The organism is Aquamicrobium ahrensii (genome assembly GCF_040545755.1).
GTDB classification, from domain to species: Bacteria; Pseudomonadota; Alphaproteobacteria; order Rhizobiales; family Rhizobiaceae; genus Mesorhizobium; species Mesorhizobium ahrensii.
Genome location: NZ_JBEPMN010000012.1, coordinates 1 through 14,378 on the forward strand (window position 1 = coordinate 1; position 14,378 = coordinate 14,378).

Annotated in this window: 21 protein-coding genes; 14 read left to right on the forward strand and 7 right to left on the reverse strand. The window is 59.5% G+C overall.

The window, feature by feature from the left end; translation table 11 throughout:
• The first annotated feature begins 95 nt into the window (after nucleotides 1-95).
• Genes ABID44_RS13960 through ABID44_RS13970 form a run of 3 tightly spaced genes read left to right on the forward strand, consistent with a single transcriptional unit; the run spans nucleotide 96 to nucleotide 1,325 of the window.
• Nucleotides 96-698 (forward strand): hypothetical protein, encoded by a 603-nt coding sequence (locus ABID44_RS13960; RefSeq protein WP_354152329.1) that lies wholly within the window; start codon nucleotides 96-98, stop codon nucleotides 696-698.
• Nucleotides 695-901, forward strand: a complete 207-nt coding sequence (locus ABID44_RS13965) for a sigma factor-like helix-turn-helix DNA-binding protein (RefSeq protein WP_354152330.1) — start codon at nucleotides 695-697, stop codon at nucleotides 899-901. The genes ABID44_RS13960 and ABID44_RS13965 overlap by 4 nt, the downstream gene beginning before the upstream one ends.
• A 1-nt stretch (nucleotide 902) precedes the next feature.
• Nucleotides 903-1,325: a hypothetical protein gene (locus ABID44_RS13970; RefSeq protein WP_354152331.1), complete on the forward strand. Its 423-nt coding sequence runs from the start codon at nucleotides 903-905 to the stop codon at nucleotides 1,323-1,325.
• Nucleotides 1,326-1,348: 23 nt separating this feature from the next.
• Here ABID44_RS13970 and ABID44_RS13975 read toward each other — a convergent pair whose 3' ends face one another.
• Nucleotides 1,349-1,597, reverse strand: a complete 249-nt coding sequence (locus ABID44_RS13975) for a DUF982 domain-containing protein (RefSeq protein WP_354152332.1) — start codon at nucleotides 1,595-1,597, stop codon at nucleotides 1,349-1,351.
• Nucleotides 1,598-1,653: 56 nt separating this feature from the next.
• Between ABID44_RS13975 and ABID44_RS13980 the strand changes: the two genes are divergently transcribed.
• The 4 genes from ABID44_RS13980 (at nucleotide 1,654) to ABID44_RS13995 (ending at nucleotide 3,905) form a co-directional block, all read left to right on the forward strand.
• A complete protein-coding gene (locus tag ABID44_RS13980) occupies nucleotides 1,654-1,941 on the forward strand; it encodes a hypothetical protein (protein ID WP_354152333.1) in 288 nt (95 codons plus the stop codon).
• The gene (locus ABID44_RS13985) at nucleotides 1,869-2,585 is read left to right on the forward strand and encodes a hypothetical protein (protein WP_354152334.1); all 717 of its coding nucleotides are present in this window, start codon (nucleotides 1,869-1,871) and stop codon (nucleotides 2,583-2,585) included. The genes ABID44_RS13980 and ABID44_RS13985 overlap by 73 nt, the downstream gene beginning before the upstream one ends.
• Nucleotides 2,586-2,763: 178 nt before the next feature.
• Nucleotides 2,764-3,135: a PRC-barrel domain-containing protein gene (locus tag ABID44_RS13990; protein ID WP_354152335.1), complete on the forward strand. Its 372-nt coding sequence runs from the start codon at nucleotides 2,764-2,766 to the stop codon at nucleotides 3,133-3,135.
• Nucleotides 3,136-3,212: 77 nt separating this feature from the next.
• Nucleotides 3,213-3,905, forward strand: coding sequence for a DUF421 domain-containing protein (locus ABID44_RS13995; RefSeq protein WP_354152336.1), 693 nt, complete (start codon nucleotides 3,213-3,215; stop codon nucleotides 3,903-3,905).
• A 40-nt stretch (nucleotides 3,906-3,945) separates the two neighbouring features.
• On the opposite strand, the gene ABID44_RS14000 is transcribed toward ABID44_RS13995, so the two are convergent.
• The 6 genes from ABID44_RS14000 to ABID44_RS14025 form a co-directional block, all read right to left on the reverse strand.
• A complete protein-coding gene (locus ABID44_RS14000; protein ID WP_354152337.1) occupies nucleotides 3,946-4,317 on the reverse strand; it encodes a hypothetical protein in 372 nt (123 codons plus the stop codon).
• Nucleotides 4,318-4,464: 147 nt separating this feature from the next.
• Complete coding sequence (locus ABID44_RS14005) at nucleotides 4,465-4,965, reverse strand: MgtC/SapB family protein (protein WP_354152338.1); 501 nt, start codon at nucleotides 4,963-4,965, stop codon at nucleotides 4,465-4,467.
• Nucleotides 4,966-5,257: 292 nt separating this feature from the next.
• Nucleotides 5,258-5,533 carry a hypothetical protein gene (locus ABID44_RS14010; protein WP_354152339.1) on the reverse strand — a complete coding sequence of 92 codons (276 nt, stop codon included), beginning with the start codon at nucleotides 5,531-5,533 and terminating at the stop codon, nucleotides 5,258-5,260.
• Nucleotides 5,534-5,674: 141 nt separating this feature from the next.
• Nucleotides 5,675-6,289: a DUF488 domain-containing protein gene (locus ABID44_RS14015; RefSeq protein WP_354152340.1), complete on the reverse strand. Its 615-nt coding sequence runs from the start codon at nucleotides 6,287-6,289 to the stop codon at nucleotides 5,675-5,677.
• Nucleotides 6,290-6,478: 189 nt separating this feature from the next.
• Complete coding sequence (locus tag ABID44_RS14020) at nucleotides 6,479-7,063, reverse strand: general stress protein (protein ID WP_354152341.1); 585 nt, start codon at nucleotides 7,061-7,063, stop codon at nucleotides 6,479-6,481.
• A 16-nt stretch (nucleotides 7,064-7,079) separates the two neighbouring features.
• Entirely contained in the window at nucleotides 7,080-7,391 is a 312-nt protein-coding gene (locus tag ABID44_RS14025; protein WP_354152342.1) for a PepSY domain-containing protein, read from the reverse strand.
• A 145-nt stretch (nucleotides 7,392-7,536) separates the two neighbouring features.
• On the opposite strand from ABID44_RS14025, the gene ABID44_RS14030 reads away from it, so the two are divergent.
• The 7 genes from ABID44_RS14030 (at nucleotide 7,537) to ABID44_RS14060 (ending at nucleotide 14,361) form a co-directional block, all read left to right on the forward strand.
• Nucleotides 7,537-7,893, forward strand: a complete 357-nt coding sequence (locus tag ABID44_RS14030) for an HNH endonuclease (protein ID WP_354152343.1) — start codon at nucleotides 7,537-7,539, stop codon at nucleotides 7,891-7,893.
• Between the two features lie 380 nt (nucleotides 7,894-8,273).
• Complete coding sequence (locus tag ABID44_RS14035; RefSeq protein ID WP_354152344.1) at nucleotides 8,274-8,708, forward strand: P27 family phage terminase small subunit; 435 nt, start codon at nucleotides 8,274-8,276, stop codon at nucleotides 8,706-8,708.
• A gap of 61 nt (nucleotides 8,709-8,769) precedes the next feature.
• Entirely contained in the window at nucleotides 8,770-10,503 is a 1,734-nt protein-coding gene (locus ABID44_RS14040) for a terminase large subunit (protein ID WP_354152345.1), read from the forward strand.
• Nucleotides 10,504-10,512: 9 nt separating this feature from the next.
• Nucleotides 10,513-11,796 (forward strand): phage portal protein, encoded by a 1,284-nt coding sequence (locus tag ABID44_RS14045; protein WP_354152346.1) that lies wholly within the window; start codon nucleotides 10,513-10,515, stop codon nucleotides 11,794-11,796.
• Nucleotides 11,774-12,625, forward strand: a complete 852-nt coding sequence (locus ABID44_RS14050) for a head maturation protease, ClpP-related (RefSeq protein WP_354152347.1) — start codon at nucleotides 11,774-11,776, stop codon at nucleotides 12,623-12,625. Before ABID44_RS14045 ends, ABID44_RS14050 begins: the two co-directional genes overlap by 23 nt.
• A 9-nt stretch (nucleotides 12,626-12,634) precedes the next feature.
• Nucleotides 12,635-13,912, forward strand: a complete 1,278-nt coding sequence (locus ABID44_RS14055) for a phage major capsid protein (RefSeq protein ID WP_354152348.1) — start codon at nucleotides 12,635-12,637, stop codon at nucleotides 13,910-13,912.
• Nucleotides 13,913-13,974: 62 nt separating this feature from the next.
• Complete coding sequence (locus ABID44_RS14060; RefSeq protein ID WP_354152349.1) at nucleotides 13,975-14,361, forward strand: hypothetical protein; 387 nt, start codon at nucleotides 13,975-13,977, stop codon at nucleotides 14,359-14,361.
• Nucleotides 14,362-14,378: the final 17 nt, after the last annotated feature.

The following is a 14,378-nucleotide window of genomic DNA, read 5'->3' on the forward strand; positions in this document are numbered from 1 at the left end:
TCAAACCGGAGGCATCTTGATGACCCCACGTTAAGGGGTCCCGTTTGGACGAAAATCACCCCTTAAACAGGGTCCTCATTCCATGAAAAATCACATTGAAGGTGCTGGACGGCCAGCACACAGCCATCGCCGCGGCCAGCCATCCCCACATCGACATGATCCCGGTGATGATCGTCGAGGCGGCGGATACGGCCGCCCAGGCTGCGGCCTTCGTCGGTCAGAATACCCAGCGCGTGGCCGTCACCCCCTTGCAGGTATTCTTCGCCGAGGTCACCGCCGGGGATGACGACGCCCTTGACGTGCTGAAGACCTGCGAGCGGGCCGGCGTGACCGTCATGCGCTCACCGCCCAGCCGCGCCGAGTTCAAGCCGGCCGAGACGATTTCGATTTCGGCGATCAAGGCACTCGTCGACAAGCGCGGCGTCATGAAGGCCCGCATGGTGCTGGAGCTTCTGGCCAAGGCCAATCTGGCGCCGATCACAGCCGACCACATCAAGGCCGCCGAATACCTGATGACCGAACCGGAGTTCTGCGACCAGTTCGAACCCGAGGATCTGACGCGGGAGATTGAGACGGCCGGCAAGGCTGCCGAGCATGAGGCCAAGGTGTTCAGCGTGGCGCAGAAGGTGCCGGTGTGGCGGGCGCTGGCGGTGCAGTGGTTCAGGAAGACCCGGAAGAAGCGGAGGCAAGCGGCGTGAGACGTGATCGAGTGCGCGAGGCGGACATGCTGCGTCGCCATGAGGCTGGTGAAACCTTGAAGTCCATCGCGGACACTTACGGGCTGACCCGTGAACGCGTTCGCCAGATCGTGAAGCGGGCGGGTGGCATCATGCCGGGTAGTGGTCGTCCGCAACTAACTCGACGTCATCGCCTGATCGGGTACGCGGGAAAGGAACGCTGACATGAGCGACCCCGAACTGCTGACCACCATCTGGATCATGCACACAACTGACGGCTGGTATCCAATCCAGCCGAGCGACCGCTGCGAGGCCGAAGACCACGGCCGCCTCAATCCGCATGTCGTGCGGATCGAAGACACTGACGGCAACGTGCTTTGGGCTCGGAAGGGCACGCCGCAATGGCTGCCATGCGATGTCGGCACTGTCTTCCCGCCTCGCGACGAATGGGACATCGCCGCCTATCCGGCCGACGAGGTTGTCGCGGGTTATCGAGATCACCGCGCTGACGACTCCGCACCCGGCCCAAACCACTCCCCCGGCTATCGCTGGGGCTGGGCGAACAAGCGCAAGGACGTGACGGGCGAGCCGGATGGCTTCGAACCGCTTCGCGATGCCTTCATCAAGATCAGCAGGAGGCGGAATTGACCAAGCCCGCTCATGTCGCGCTCTCAGTCGATAGTTGCTTCTCCCAAAGCGTCCACCTCTTTGAGGAAAAGCATGACCACACTTCTCGCCTCGCCCGGCGAGATCGAGCCCTTCAACGCCTCGTCTATCTTGTTGGATGCGGCATAAAACAATGGCGTTCGTCGGTCAGCCCGCCATTCATCGAGATATTCCCGAGCGCCCTCGACGGTCTCCAAGGGAAGAACGTCGAGCCCTTCCTGTCTTACCCAAATGCTCGTGGTGAACCACTGCATAGCCGGACCTCCCTGCGCCTATGCTGTTTTAAACGCGCGGTGGGCGAGGTGGTTTCATGAACATCTCCGAACGCCTCGCCCGTGAAGCCTATGACCGTCTCAACCCGTGGCGTCCCATGTCCGAGGCCAAGCCTGACGGAACCGTCTGCGAATTGCTGTTCAACGATATGGTGGGCGCATTCGAAACAGATGGTCTGCGCTACTTTCTCGATCCCGACGGGCGCTGGTATCGTATCGACCCGCCCTCGCCCGTCTATGCCAGGCCCGTCAATTGGCGACCGGCCTGCGCACGGCTGACACACCAGCGCAGGAACCACATCAAGCAGGAATCAAGGCGGCGATGAGCAAGAATGAACTTCCCAAGCCCGGTATCCGCATTGATGGCGGTCGGCGGCGCGATCTGAACCAGCAGCGTGTGGCCCAGCGTATGACAGGAGTGTTGAAGCCCGGGCGCTCAGCGGAGCAGATCGAGGCTGAGCGGCGTGCCCGGCACAAAGCCGATGATGCGGCGCGCCGGCACATAGCCAAGCTGATACGCGAGGATGGAGGCAAGCAGGGGACGAAACTCACAAAAGTGAAGGTCAAGATTTCGGCTGAGCGCAGCGAGCGACAGACCATCCGATGCAGGCCCGGGACCTTCGACTGGAGATATGGCCGCGACAAGCAGGACGCCTTATTCCACGCTGGCAACCATTTCGCGCGCCTATGGGAGCAGGCAGGCACAGCGGCAGCGTGTTCGCCTTCTATGGAGGAGGCAAGCGGCGCTGGATGGCGTGGAATGCCGGATGGACGAGTCGCCGCAATCGACGTGCTGAACGCCGCGTCGTTCGAACTCGGCAGGCTGCCGCTGTCTCGGCTGATTGACTATTGCGTGAACGGATTGACGTCCGCCGAGATTGCTCGGAAGCATGGTCAAAAGGAACGGGACATGGCGGTGGTCCTGCATCAGGACCTGCGGGCCTGCGCCATTCATTTCCTGTATCTGTGAATACGCGAAAGTTTCGGGTCCGAAATGAGTTGACCATTCGTCACGAAACCCCTATAGGAATATCCATGCGGCGAATTGCGCCGGTGATCCGCCCCAGTCAGGCGGGTTTTCTTTTGAAATTTATCGGAACCGTCTCGGTCAGGACCCGTTGGTCATTCCTACAACCAAGGAGGCCGACATGACGCATCAGGATCCGAACATTAACGAAACTTTCGATCTTGTCGCGAGTGACATGGTCATTGGAACTAACGTCTATGACGCGGAAGGAAACAGCGTAGGCGAGGTAGAGAAGCTGGCTCTGGGCAAGCGAAGCGGCAAGGTGGCTTATGCGGTGCTCAGCTTTGGCGGCTTTCTCGGAATTGGAACTGATTACTACCCGGTTCCATGGGAGACGCTGACCTATGACGAAAGCGTCCAGGGCTTCAGGGTGAATCTCACCAAGGAGCAGATCGAAGGCGCGCCTCGCTACAATCCAAATGATGACTACGATTGGTATGAAGGCGGCAGAACTGTCGACGATTACTACGGCACCCGGCCTTACACACTCTGACACACCGCTAAAGGAGCTGCCAACAGGCAGCTTCTTTTTCTAGGAAACGCTGCTTCAGTCAGAGGTGATACCGTCCGATGGATCAAATCCTTCAGGCATTCGATTGGAAGCGCTTGCTGTTGGGTGACGAACCGCCGTGGTTCTTCGTTGAGATTCTTTTTCGTACCGCCGTTGTCTATGTATACGCGCTACTGCTGATACGCTGGCTGGGTAGCCGAACCATCGGCCAGCTTTCCACAATAGAGTTTCTTCTTGTAATCGCCTTGGGCTCTGCCGTCGGCGATTCGATGTTTTATCCTGACGTTCCACTTCTGCATGCGTTGCTGGTGATAACAGTCGTCGTGGTAGCCAATAAGGGGTTGGATGTTCTAATCGCCAAAAACGCCTCTGCGGAAAGGGCTCTTGATGGAGTCCCCGAAGAAGCTGTCAGAGATGGAGTGATCTGCAGGCCGTTTCTTTCCAGCACGAGCTTGAGCCAAAGCGAGCTTTTTCAGCAACTGAGAGAAAAAGGCATTTCGCAGTTGGGAGAGGTAGCCCACGCATACATTGAGACCGACGGCATGCTCAGTGTTTTCAAGGCAGACCCCGCGCACCCAGGGTTACCAATAGTACCTCCATGGGAAAACATACGACCTCCTGAATTCACATCCGGAGACAGGGATTTTGCAGCTGGCCAATTCGCGTGCAAAAGATGCGGGGCCATTGCGCAAGAAGAGAATTCTCGATGTCTTCATTGCGATGATGATCGCTGGATAAAGATCTCGGCCTGACAAGGCTACGTGAAACGTCAGCCGTGATCTGATTGGTCCGTTAATGAGTGGGCGTTGCTCGCCGCGGTCGCTGTCCATCGGAATGGCGTGTCTTTTCGTTGGCGTCGCTCAAAGGTTCGCTGTTTCCAACACCATCAGGCGGAAGTTTATTCTTTCCTGCATCCTGAGAGAATTCCGGGTGTCCCGCATAAATCGGATCTTCCGGCGCAGGATCAGGCATCGCATGCGGATCTGCAGGAGGTGGCTCTGCCGGCGTGGACGAAAAAGCCGGGTCGTTGAACGGTGGGAACGTCTCCCGCGGCACGCCCCCGTGTTCTGAAGGCGTGTTGTGGTCGGAATTGTGCAACCCGCTTTCGGTCGTGTCGGGTGATCTTTGGGTAGGCTCTTGTTCGAAACGTTTTATATCGGCCATGACCGTCTCCTTTCGCAACGCCAACGGTCCCGCCGGCATTGTTGTTCCCTCAGGGTTCCGAAAGCCGGCATGACACCGGTCCGGTCGCCGAAAAAGTCCAATGGCTGCTTTCGCATCGGAGAGCTGGATGTCCGACCAGCTCTCCGTTTATTGTTCCTCATGATCCGTCGAATTGGGTCGTTTTTCGGTTTTCAGAACCGCTTGCAGCAAGCCGAGAACCACCAGCGCTAAAATGGTGGCGAGGGCAGCGATTTGCCAAAACCCTAGCCCCACCGCTAATCCAATAGCACCAGCGAGCCACATGCCTGCCCCCGTGGTCAATCCATGGACTTCCCCTCTCGTGAAGAAGATCAGCCCGGCAGCCAGGAACGCGACCCCCGCGGTGGTAGCCTCGACCAGACGTAGAGGATCGATCCGAATTTCCTGCCCTCCGAAGTCATCAAGATGGGTAATTTCAACGGCAAGAATGGCAATTGCGGCAGCGGCAACACAGATGAGTATATGAGTGCGCAGGCCCGCCGGTCGATCACGCCATTCCCGTTCGGCTCCCACCAGCGCGCCGAAAATGGCAGCTGCCAGCAACCGAGCTGCGATCACTGAAAAAGGGAGCCAAGTGGAGTGGCCAAATCGGTCGAGAAATAGTTCCATGGCCTCAGCAACGCGTAAAAGGTGAGGCGGTTCCCCACGTTGCAGTGCTGCGGGCCGGACGGGATAGATGCTCGTCTGCCGTTTCGTTGGCCAGGAATCGAAATCGGGAAAAGACTTCCTGTTCACCGTACCGTCGAGCCCGATTGACACGGCCCGCAGCTGATAAATAACGGTCCAGAGTCAGGAAAGTTGCAGTACTTCCACTCCGGCGCGCCGGGCGCGCGGGTAACACCTGTTAACGGATGGCCTCATTTTCGAACAGGATGAGACGCCGCTGCGCCTCTTTGGCCGCTCACCCCTGTCCCTCCGAGATGGGGTCGTCCCACGTAAGTTGCTCAATCTTGGAGATAACCAGCTCAAACGTCTTTGTCTCTTCCAGGAGCGCCATGTCGATATCGCCGCTTTCCAGCGCTTTCAGCATATTGGCCTTGAGGTCGCTGGCGGCTTCTGGTCCCTCATGCTTGGCGACATGCCGCACAGCGTATTCGATGCACAGATAGAGCGTGTTAAGGATGATCTTGACCTGCTCCAATTCGGGTCCAGCCATTTCCTCCATATTGTCAGCCATTGCAGGGGTCTCCGTTCCAGCTCGCCGGCATGGCAAGGCTCCTAATGGCGCAACGCGAGCATTCTTGAATAGTTCCCGTGCATCACCGGTAGGATCTTCCGAGCAATGACCCGGGCGCGACGAGCGTACCGCGCGATCATATCAGGCTGCTCCACCGCTCCTGGTGTTGATTCCGAGCGGGTATGTCACTTTCCCGTCCGAAGTTTTCACCGCCCCAGAAGTGAACTTAGCGTGCTCGTAACGGCCCAAAGCCATCAAATGATCGACGTGGTGCCCTTTGAGCAAAAGATAGTCGGTGATGATTCTTCGATGACACCGCCACCAGACTGCTTCGGAACACATGAGCGCCAACCGATATAGTTCCCCCAGACGAATAACCTCCGAGAGTGCAGCGCCAAAAGCATCGGCGAGGGCGTAGTCCGCATAATTATGAAAGCTCTGAACTCGCCAAAATGCGTTGATGGTTTCGTCTACGTTCTTCTGCTTTGGCCTGCGACCACCCAAATCCGGGCAATGCCGGTAACCTATCTGTACGTCACCCAGCGCGGTTGGGAAGCTCTCGATGTTGAAAGCTGGGTTTGTTCGGGAACGCGGGAAGGACCGCACGTCAATGAGCAGGCTTATCCGAGCTTCCCGCAACATCTCTACAAATTCATCAAGAGAACGGTTTGAATGTCCAACGGTGAGAAATGTCGCCATGTCGATATGGAAACGCGCTAAACCGAGTGGCAGTTCCAGATGGCGGTGATAATCCACAAGCGCTAGCCGGTCGGTGGCGTGACCTTTACCGTACAAGGCGCGACTGAACGGGTTCGCAGGCGGTCGGACCAGTTTATTTACGCTGGATCGTTCTGTCGGTTCTCTGCAAGAAATTTCGCCAACCCCGGCTAAGAGGCTGGCGAAACTTGGAGGACGACCCTCAAATCCAAAATCGTCAGGGGAGTTTTAGACGCGATAGCGTCCGCGCTCCCGGTCGATTTCCTCAGTGGTATATGGCGGCAGGTTTTCATCAAAAGCTGACCAACCTTCCGCTTCATAGGCCCGACGACGTTCCATCGGATCCACCCACGTTCCACGACGCAGAATAGCGGTGGCCTCTGCCTCCCGAGCGTCATTTACACGAGCTGTAACGAGAGAGCCGCCGCGGCGAACACCTTCGGCATACACATGAGCGTCGGCCTCTGGCACGCCATCGTCTGTCATTGCGCCGATTATGCCGCCGGCTGCACCGCCTGCCACTGCTCCGGCGATCGCGCCAGCAGCGGTCGAGGCAAGCCAACCGGCAGCAACAACAGGTCCAACGCCAGGGATCGCCATGATACCGAGGCCGGCAAGAAGTCCGCCGGCTCCGCCAACGGCGGCACCTATACCGGCACCAGTTCCCGCGCCCTCAGCAGCGTTGGAGTCCTCGCCCTCGCCATGGTGGCTGACAATGCTGATGTCGTCGCTGGGGATTCCCATGCTTTCAAGGTCTCGCACAGCCGAAACGGCATCAGCGTGGGTATCGAAAAGTCCTGTTACGGTTTTCATCAGTCAATTCTCCCATTTATTCAGAGGTCACGTTGCCCTGGTAATCCAGGGCCACAGAGACAGACGCACCATTCTTCATCGCTGTGCCGCGCCAGAGACCCTTGTCATCCAGCTTCAGATCAGACACGTCGGTGTAACCCGCGTCGGCAATCCGGGATTTGGCCTGCTCTTCGGTAAAGCTGTTAGCGCCTTCAACCGGGGCCGTAGGGTTGGTGCTGTCCGGCGTAGCGACCGCAGGGGTATCGCCGTCAGGTGCAGGTTGTGTCTGCGCCAGTGCGGGTGAAAAAGACAAAGCCATAGCGGCCATGGCGAGCATGGTTCTGCGCATGATGCACTCCGTTTTGAGGATCTGTTGTACCCGGTAGTAACACGTCGTGGGCTGATAGGTTCCACCGCGATATCCGCCTGCAAAAAGGGAAGGATGGATAGCCGTCCCCCAACCCACCGCTTTCACTGCAAAGGCGAAAGACGGAATGGCTCGTAGATCACTCGATGCTCAAGAGTACCGCCGTCTCTACCGCGACAAGCGCTGGTGTGGTCCGCATGGTGTCAGGCAACAGTCACTGGTTCGTGATCTCTACACGTGCCAGCGCTGCGACTGCCTGCTGGTCACTGGCAACCATCACCATCCCCGCGCCGCAGTGGTCAACCACAAGAGACCGCACAAGGGTGACGAGATCCTGTTCTTCGATCTGGAGAACACGGAAGCCGTCTGCAAGTCCTGCCACGACACGCTGATCCAGAAGGAGGAAGCGCGCGGATACGTGATCGGGTCGGATATCACCGGCCAGCCTCTGGACCCAGATCACCCTTGGAACGGCTCATGGTGATACTGGGCATCCAAACGACCTTTAAAAATTCTGTTCAGTATGGTGCGCGCTGCGTTTGCTTGGGGCCAGGTGCGGTTCACTAGCAGAACCCCGCCCAGAGAAGCAGGTCTGCCTTCATGACAATCCCAAACTAGCCAGCTTCCGTCATCGCACCTCTGGCACTGAAATCGCTTCTTACACAATCGGCAAACTGTCCTCGGATAATTCTGCTGACCAACTATGGCCCAATTCGGCAGCGACGGCGACCAACCAAGGCTTGCAAAGGAGGGGGTGGGTCCAAGTCTGAAGCCGATCAGGCTGGAGACCCGCGCCCCCCCTCCGAATTCACCGAGACCGATTTCAGAACAAAAAGTTGGGGCATCCCGAAGGGATGAGATGTCATGAACGTGATTGAAGGCACCGGCTCAATTGTCGTTGAGCCTGACTGGCAGAGCCTGTTCAATGATGAACTGGAAATCGCTGCGGCCGCTGAACACTGGCGGATCATCACAACCGAGTTGAAGGACCGACAGCTGCTGGCAGCGGCCAACGGCCATTCTATCCAGCGACTGGTGTGCGCCTATCTGATGTTCGACCGCATGTATCGCGAGGTCGCTGAGCATGGCGTGGTGTCGAAACCTCGTCGCGGAAACAGCAAGGCGATTGCCAGGGTAAGCCCGTATTTCACAGCCATGCGAGAGGCAGGATCGGACGCAGACCGGATCGAAGCCGAACTTGGCATTTCACCGCGCCGCCGCGGTTCAGTGATGAAGGTCGAGCGCAAGCAGCGCCGGGAACGGGCATCAGATGGCTATCTCGGCAAGGCCAGCGGCTGACGATCTGGCAACACTTTACGCCTGCGATGTTTTGGACGGGAAGGTTGTAGCAGGCGAATTCGTGACGGCGTCTTGCCAGCGTCACCTGCGTGATCTGGACGAAGGCTCGGCACGCGGCCTGTCCTTCGATGTCGGCAAGGCAAAGCATCATTGCGGGTTCTTCCCGGCCGTGCTGACGGTGACGGAAGGCATTGCGGAAGGAAAGCCATTCCACCTTCTGCCTTGGCATGGCTTCGTCGTCGCTTCCCTGTTCGGATGGCTGCGGTCGAATGGTCTTAGGCGCTATCGCATGGCCTGGCTAGAAACCGGCAAGGGCCAAGCAAAGTCGCCGCTCATGGCCGGCATCGGCATCGACATGATGGGATATGCCGGCAAGGAGCGGTCGGAAGTCTACGCCATTGCTGGGGACAAGGATCAGGCCAACGTCCTGTTCAAGGATGCGGTCGCCATGTGCCGAGCGAATCTGCCGGATCGCGACGAAGATGAATTCGAGTCACTGGAGAGCCGGGGTGATGTCGTCATCCGCGGCACCGGTGACAATGCGTGGCGGATAGAGCACCCGGAGACCAGCTCAAAATTCCAATCGATGGCGTCGGTGGATTCGATCTCCGGGCCACGTCCCTATGCCGTGCTGGCCGATGAGATCCACGAGTTCAAGACCGCCTATTCCCTGCAAATCTGGAAGGCCGCTATCGACAAGATGTCAGGTGACCCGCTGATGGTTCTCGGCACGAACACGCCAGCCATCAACCAGATCGTCGGCACCGAGTATTCGGAGTTGTTCCAGAAGGTCGTCACCGGTCAGGCTGATGATGACAGCCTGTTCGGCTTCATCGCGCGCGTCGACGAAAAGGACCGCGAAACGATCTTTGACAATGAACACGCCTGGGCGAAGGCCCTCCCTGCCCTCGATGTCACCTACCCGATCGACAACGTCCGCAAGCGCGTAAACACGGCGCGGTTGATGCTGTCGGAAGCGCTGTCCACGAAGCGGCTCTATTTCGGCATCCCGGTCGGCACGGAAGGCTTCTGGACGACGCAGGAGGCATGGGACAGTTGCCAAGGCGTGGTCGACGAGGCCGCCATGGTAGGCCTGCCCTGTTGGCTTGGGCTCGACCTGTCGAAGAAAAATGACCTGACTGCGCTGTCGGCATGCTGGCGCGGGGAGAAAGCCGGCAAGCCGCACCTGTTCGTCAAGACCTGGTACTTCACCACCAAGGCCGGCATTCACGACCGCAGCCGTGACGACAATGCGCCCTATGCCGACTGGGCCGAAAAGAAGCTGATCGAGGCGGTTCCGGGTGCGACCATCGATTACGAATTCGTCGGCGCCAAGGTGAAGGCGCTCGACGATAAGCACGAAGTCCAGTTCCTCGCCTTTGACGCGGCCAAGATTGGCGACTTCATCGACGCCTGCGGCCGCATCGATTTTCCGACCTGGCGATTTGAAGGGCCAGAGGAACCGGAAGGCACCGGCCTGAAACTGGTCAGCCATGGTCAGGGTACCCGCCTCGTGTTCGTGGAGCGGGCGCTGTGCATGCCGAAGTCAATCGAGAAGCTGGAAGACGCGATACTCGACGGAGCGATCACCATCGACGCCAGTCCGGTAACGACGATGTGCGCGTCCAACGCGATCATCACGGCCGATCCAATGAACAACCGGGCTTTCGACAAGAAGCGGTCGCGCGGCCGGATCGACGGCATGATCTCAATCGCGGAAGCGACTGGCGCAGCGCACAACGAGTTCGTGGCACCAGCTTCTGTCTACCGCGAGCGCGGCGCGCTCGTCCTTTGAGGAAATCGCATGAGCCTATGGACACGCATATTCGGGGGCGGCGCTTCCCGGACCCCGGAACCGCGCGCGTCCTTCCAGGACAAGGGTGGCGGCGTCGTAATCAGCACGTCGCAGGAGCTAGAAGATGCGCTCCGCGCTGGATCGGTAACAGCGTCTGGCGCGAGGGTCACGCCCGACACTGCGATGCGTGTTGCTGCGGTTTATGCCTGCGTGCGAGTGCGCAGCGGCATCGTCGCGAACATGCCGTTGCACATCAAGCGCCGCGTTGACGCCCGGACGCGTGAGGATGCAACAGACCATCCAGTATGGAAGCTGCTGCGTCGAAAACCGAACCGCTGGCAGACTCCTGCGCAGTTCAAGCGGATGATGCAGGCCCACCTGATCCTGCGTGGCAATGCCTATGCGATGATCGTGTCGTCGCGAGGATTGCCGCAGGAAATGATCCCCCTGCATCCGGATCGCGTCGAGTGCAAGCAGAATGACGATCTTTCGCTGGTCTACGTCTACACACGGAAGGACGGGCGGCGGGTCGAACTGAAACAGTCGGAGGTCTTTCACCTCGTCGGCCTGACGCTCGACGGAGTGCATGGGGTGTCGGCGATCACCTATGCCCGTGAGACCATCGGGCTTTCGCTGGCCCAGGAACAGCACGGCGCGACGGTCTTCAAGAATGGCGCGCGCGTTTCCAGCGTGCTGACGCATCCGAATAAGCTCGGCAAGGAAGGCCTAGAGTTCCTGCGGGCAAGCCTCGATGACTACCGGGCCGGTGGTGAAAGCGAAGGTAAGGCGCTGATCCTTGAAGAGGGGATGTCGGTCACGCAACTGGCCATGACATCGGAAGATGCGGAGTGGATCGAGAGCCGGAAGTTCTCCCGCACCGACATTGCCATGTTCCTTGGCGTTCCGCCGCACATGATCGGTGACACCGAAAAGAACACGAGCTGGGGCACCGGCATCGAGTCGCAGACGCAGGGTTTCATTACCTTCTCTGCCGAGGACGATCTGACGATCTGGGAAGAGACGATCAACCGCGACCTGATCGGCGATGAAGCTGATGTCTACGCCCGCTTCAACCGGGCGGCGCTGGTTCGTGGCGACATCAAGGCCCGCTGGGAAGCCTATGTGAAGGCGCTGCAATGGGGCGTCTACAGCCCTGACGAAGTGCGCGCGCTTGAAGACATGAACCCTCGCGAGGATGGTCAGGGCGGCCAGTATTACGATCCGCCGAACACGGCCGGCGGCGCGGACAAATCGGAAAAGGATGATGGCGATGAGCCTGCGCAACCTGCCTGAGGCGAAGACGTTTCAGCGTCCGCAGAATTTCCAGTGGGACGCGCCGAGTGATGTGATGGCGAAATGGGCGGAAGCGCCCATGGCGGCGGCGTCCGAAGACGACAACACGATCACCATGTTTGAGGTGATTGGCGAAGACTGGTGGACGGGCGGTGGTGTGACGGCAAAGCGCATTTCCGCCGCCCTGCGCTCGATCGGCAAGAATGATGTGACGGTCAAGATCAACTCGCCCGGTGGCGATATGTTCGAGGGCATTGCGATCTACAACCTGCTGCGCTCGCATCCGGCCAAAGTCACGGTCGAGGTGCTGGGCTGGGCCGCGTCGGCCGCGTCGATCATCGCCATGGCCGCGGATGACATCCGTATGGGGCTCGGCTCCTTCATGATGATGCACAATGCCTGGGGCGTGGTGATTGGCAACCGGCACGACATGCGCGAGTCCGCGGAACTGTTTGACGGCTTCGATGGCGCAATCGCCGATATCTACGAAGCCCGCACCGGGATGAAGCGCGCCGACATCGAAAAGCTGATGGATGCCGAAACCTTTATGGGGCCGTCCGAGGCCGTGAAGAACGGCTTCGCCGATGTCGTCGATGACGGCATCGAGGCCGGGACCAGCGAGGCAAACAACATGGACCGGGGGCTGATGGCCCGCCGGCAGACGGAAGCCGCGCTCGCACGCGCTGGCTTCACCAGAGATAAGCGCTCCGAACTCCTGCTGGAGATGGGCGTTTCAGCGGCCCCGCGTGATGCAAGCCGCAAACCCGCCGCGCGTGATGCAGGCTTCGAGGCTGCCGCCAGGCAGTTGATCAACGCAATCCGGTCATAGGAGAACATCATGACCATCGCACTCAATCATCGTGCGCGCGGCATTGTCGCCATTCGCAACGATGGCGGTAGCAACCCGACCGCGATCCTCAACGAACTGAAGCAGACCTTCGAGACCTTCAAGGCCGAAAACGACAAGGCGCTTTCTGACCTGAAGAAAGGTCAGGAAGATGTCGTTCAGACCGAGAAGGTCGACCGGATCAACGCCACTATCACGGAACTTCAGAAGGCGATCGACGAAACCAACGTCGCGCTCGCTGCGGTCAAGGTAGGCGGCGTCGGCGGCGATCTCGATCCTGCCGCTGCGGAACATGCCGAGGCGTTCAATCGCTTCTTCCGTCGCGGCGTCGACAACGGCCTGCGCGACCTTGAGGTCAAGGCAAAGCTGACCACGCAGTCGGACCCTGACGGCGGCTATCTGGTTCCGGAAGAAACCGAGGCCGGTATCGACCGCGTGCTTGGCACCGTCTCGACCGTCCGGTCGCTTGCCCGCACCATCTCCATTTCGACCAACACCTATAAGAAGCTGGTCAACATGGGCGGGGCGACCTCGGGCTGGGTGGGCGAAGAGGATGCCCGCACCGGGACTGATACGCCGACGCTGCGCGAGATCGCTATCAACACCGGCGAGATCTATGCCCAGCCCGGTGCGACGCAGACCTCGCTCGATGACGCCCGCATCGACCTTGCCGCATGGCTGGCCGACGAGGTTGCAATCGAGTTCGCCGAGCAGGAAGGCGCTGCCTTCGTCAGCGGCGACGGCATGAACAAGCCGCGCGGCATCCTGGCCTATGACAAGGTGGCGAACGCCTCCTATGCCTGGGGCAAGATCGGCTTCGTTGTTTCCGGGAAGGCTGACGGGTTTGTCGCGGCCACGGCCTCGGCCAGCCCGGCCGATGCGCTGATCGACCTCTACTACTCGCTCAAGTCCGGCTATCGGAATGGAGCGGCGTGGCTGATGTCGGACAAGGTCATGAACACGGTTCGTAAGTTCAAGGACGCCGAAGGAGCCTATATCTGGGCTCCGCCTTCCGGCGCAGCTGAAGTTGCCACCATCCTTGGCAAGCCGGTTCACACCGACGACAACATGCCTGCCGTGGCAGGCAATGATTTCCCGATTGCCTTCGGGGATTTCAATCGGTCTTACCTGATCGTGGATCGCATCGGCATCCGGGTTCTGCGCGACCCGTTCACCAGCAAGCCGAACGTGCTGTTCTACACGACCAAGCGCGTCGGCGGCGGCATCGTCAACTTCGAGGCCATGAAGCTGCTGAAAATCAGCACATGAACCATGGCGGGCGGCTTCGGTCGCCCGTTCCATCCTCCCCCATTTCTCGAAAGGACAGTCCAATGAAGGACGGTATCTCCGGCCTCGGCCTCGTCGCATCGCTGGCCTCTGCCGTGGTTGCGGCCACGACCAAGGGCAACCATGCGGATTTGCAGGGCTTCAATTCCGCGACCCTGATCATCAATACCGGTGTGGTTGCCGGTGACGGTGATTATGCCGTCGCCATGCAGCACAGCGACACGACCACGGACGGCGACTTCACGGACGTGGCGGCCGGCGACCTGCTTGGCGACCTGCCTGCGACCCTTGAGGCCAGCACGGTCTACAAACAGGGTTACAAGGGCAGCAAACGCTATATCCGCGCGGTCATCACCAAAGCCGGCGGCACGAGCATCGCAGCTAGCGCGGTATTTGCGCTCGGCCATCCCTACGACGCTCCCGTCGCCTGACGATGACAGGGGCGGCG

Coding starts and splice junctions, on each gene's coding strand:
- ABID44_RS13970 (WP_354152331.1), top strand. CDS start 903: ATGAGCGACCCCGAACTGCTGACCACCATCTGGATCATGCACACAACT.
- ABID44_RS13975 (WP_354152332.1), bottom strand. CDS start 1,597: ATGCAGTGGTTCACCACGAGCATTTGGGTAAGACAGGAAGGGCTCGAC.
- ABID44_RS13980 (WP_354152333.1), top strand. CDS start 1,654: ATGAACATCTCCGAACGCCTCGCCCGTGAAGCCTATGACCGTCTCAAC.
- ABID44_RS13990 (WP_354152335.1), top strand. CDS start 2,764: ATGACGCATCAGGATCCGAACATTAACGAAACTTTCGATCTTGTCGCG.
- ABID44_RS13995 (WP_354152336.1), top strand. CDS start 3,213: ATGGATCAAATCCTTCAGGCATTCGATTGGAAGCGCTTGCTGTTGGGT.
- ABID44_RS14000 (WP_354152337.1), bottom strand. CDS start 4,317: ATGGCCGATATAAAACGTTTCGAACAAGAGCCTACCCAAAGATCACCC.
- ABID44_RS14005 (WP_354152338.1), bottom strand. CDS start 4,965: ATGGAACTATTTCTCGACCGATTTGGCCACTCCACTTGGCTCCCTTTT.
- ABID44_RS14010 (WP_354152339.1), bottom strand. CDS start 5,533: ATGGCTGACAATATGGAGGAAATGGCTGGACCCGAATTGGAGCAGGTC.
- ABID44_RS14020 (WP_354152341.1), bottom strand. CDS start 7,063: ATGAAAACCGTAACAGGACTTTTCGATACCCACGCTGATGCCGTTTCG.
- ABID44_RS14025 (WP_354152342.1), bottom strand. CDS start 7,391: ATGCGCAGAACCATGCTCGCCATGGCCGCTATGGCTTTGTCTTTTTCA.
- ABID44_RS14030 (WP_354152343.1), top strand. CDS start 7,537: ATGGCTCGTAGATCACTCGATGCTCAAGAGTACCGCCGTCTCTACCGC.
- ABID44_RS14035 (WP_354152344.1), top strand. CDS start 8,274: ATGAACGTGATTGAAGGCACCGGCTCAATTGTCGTTGAGCCTGACTGG.
- ABID44_RS14045 (WP_354152346.1), top strand. CDS start 10,513: ATGAGCCTATGGACACGCATATTCGGGGGCGGCGCTTCCCGGACCCCG.
- ABID44_RS14050 (WP_354152347.1), top strand. CDS start 11,774: ATGAGCCTGCGCAACCTGCCTGAGGCGAAGACGTTTCAGCGTCCGCAG.
- ABID44_RS14055 (WP_354152348.1), top strand. CDS start 12,635: ATGACCATCGCACTCAATCATCGTGCGCGCGGCATTGTCGCCATTCGC.
- ABID44_RS14060 (WP_354152349.1), top strand. CDS start 13,975: ATGAAGGACGGTATCTCCGGCCTCGGCCTCGTCGCATCGCTGGCCTCT.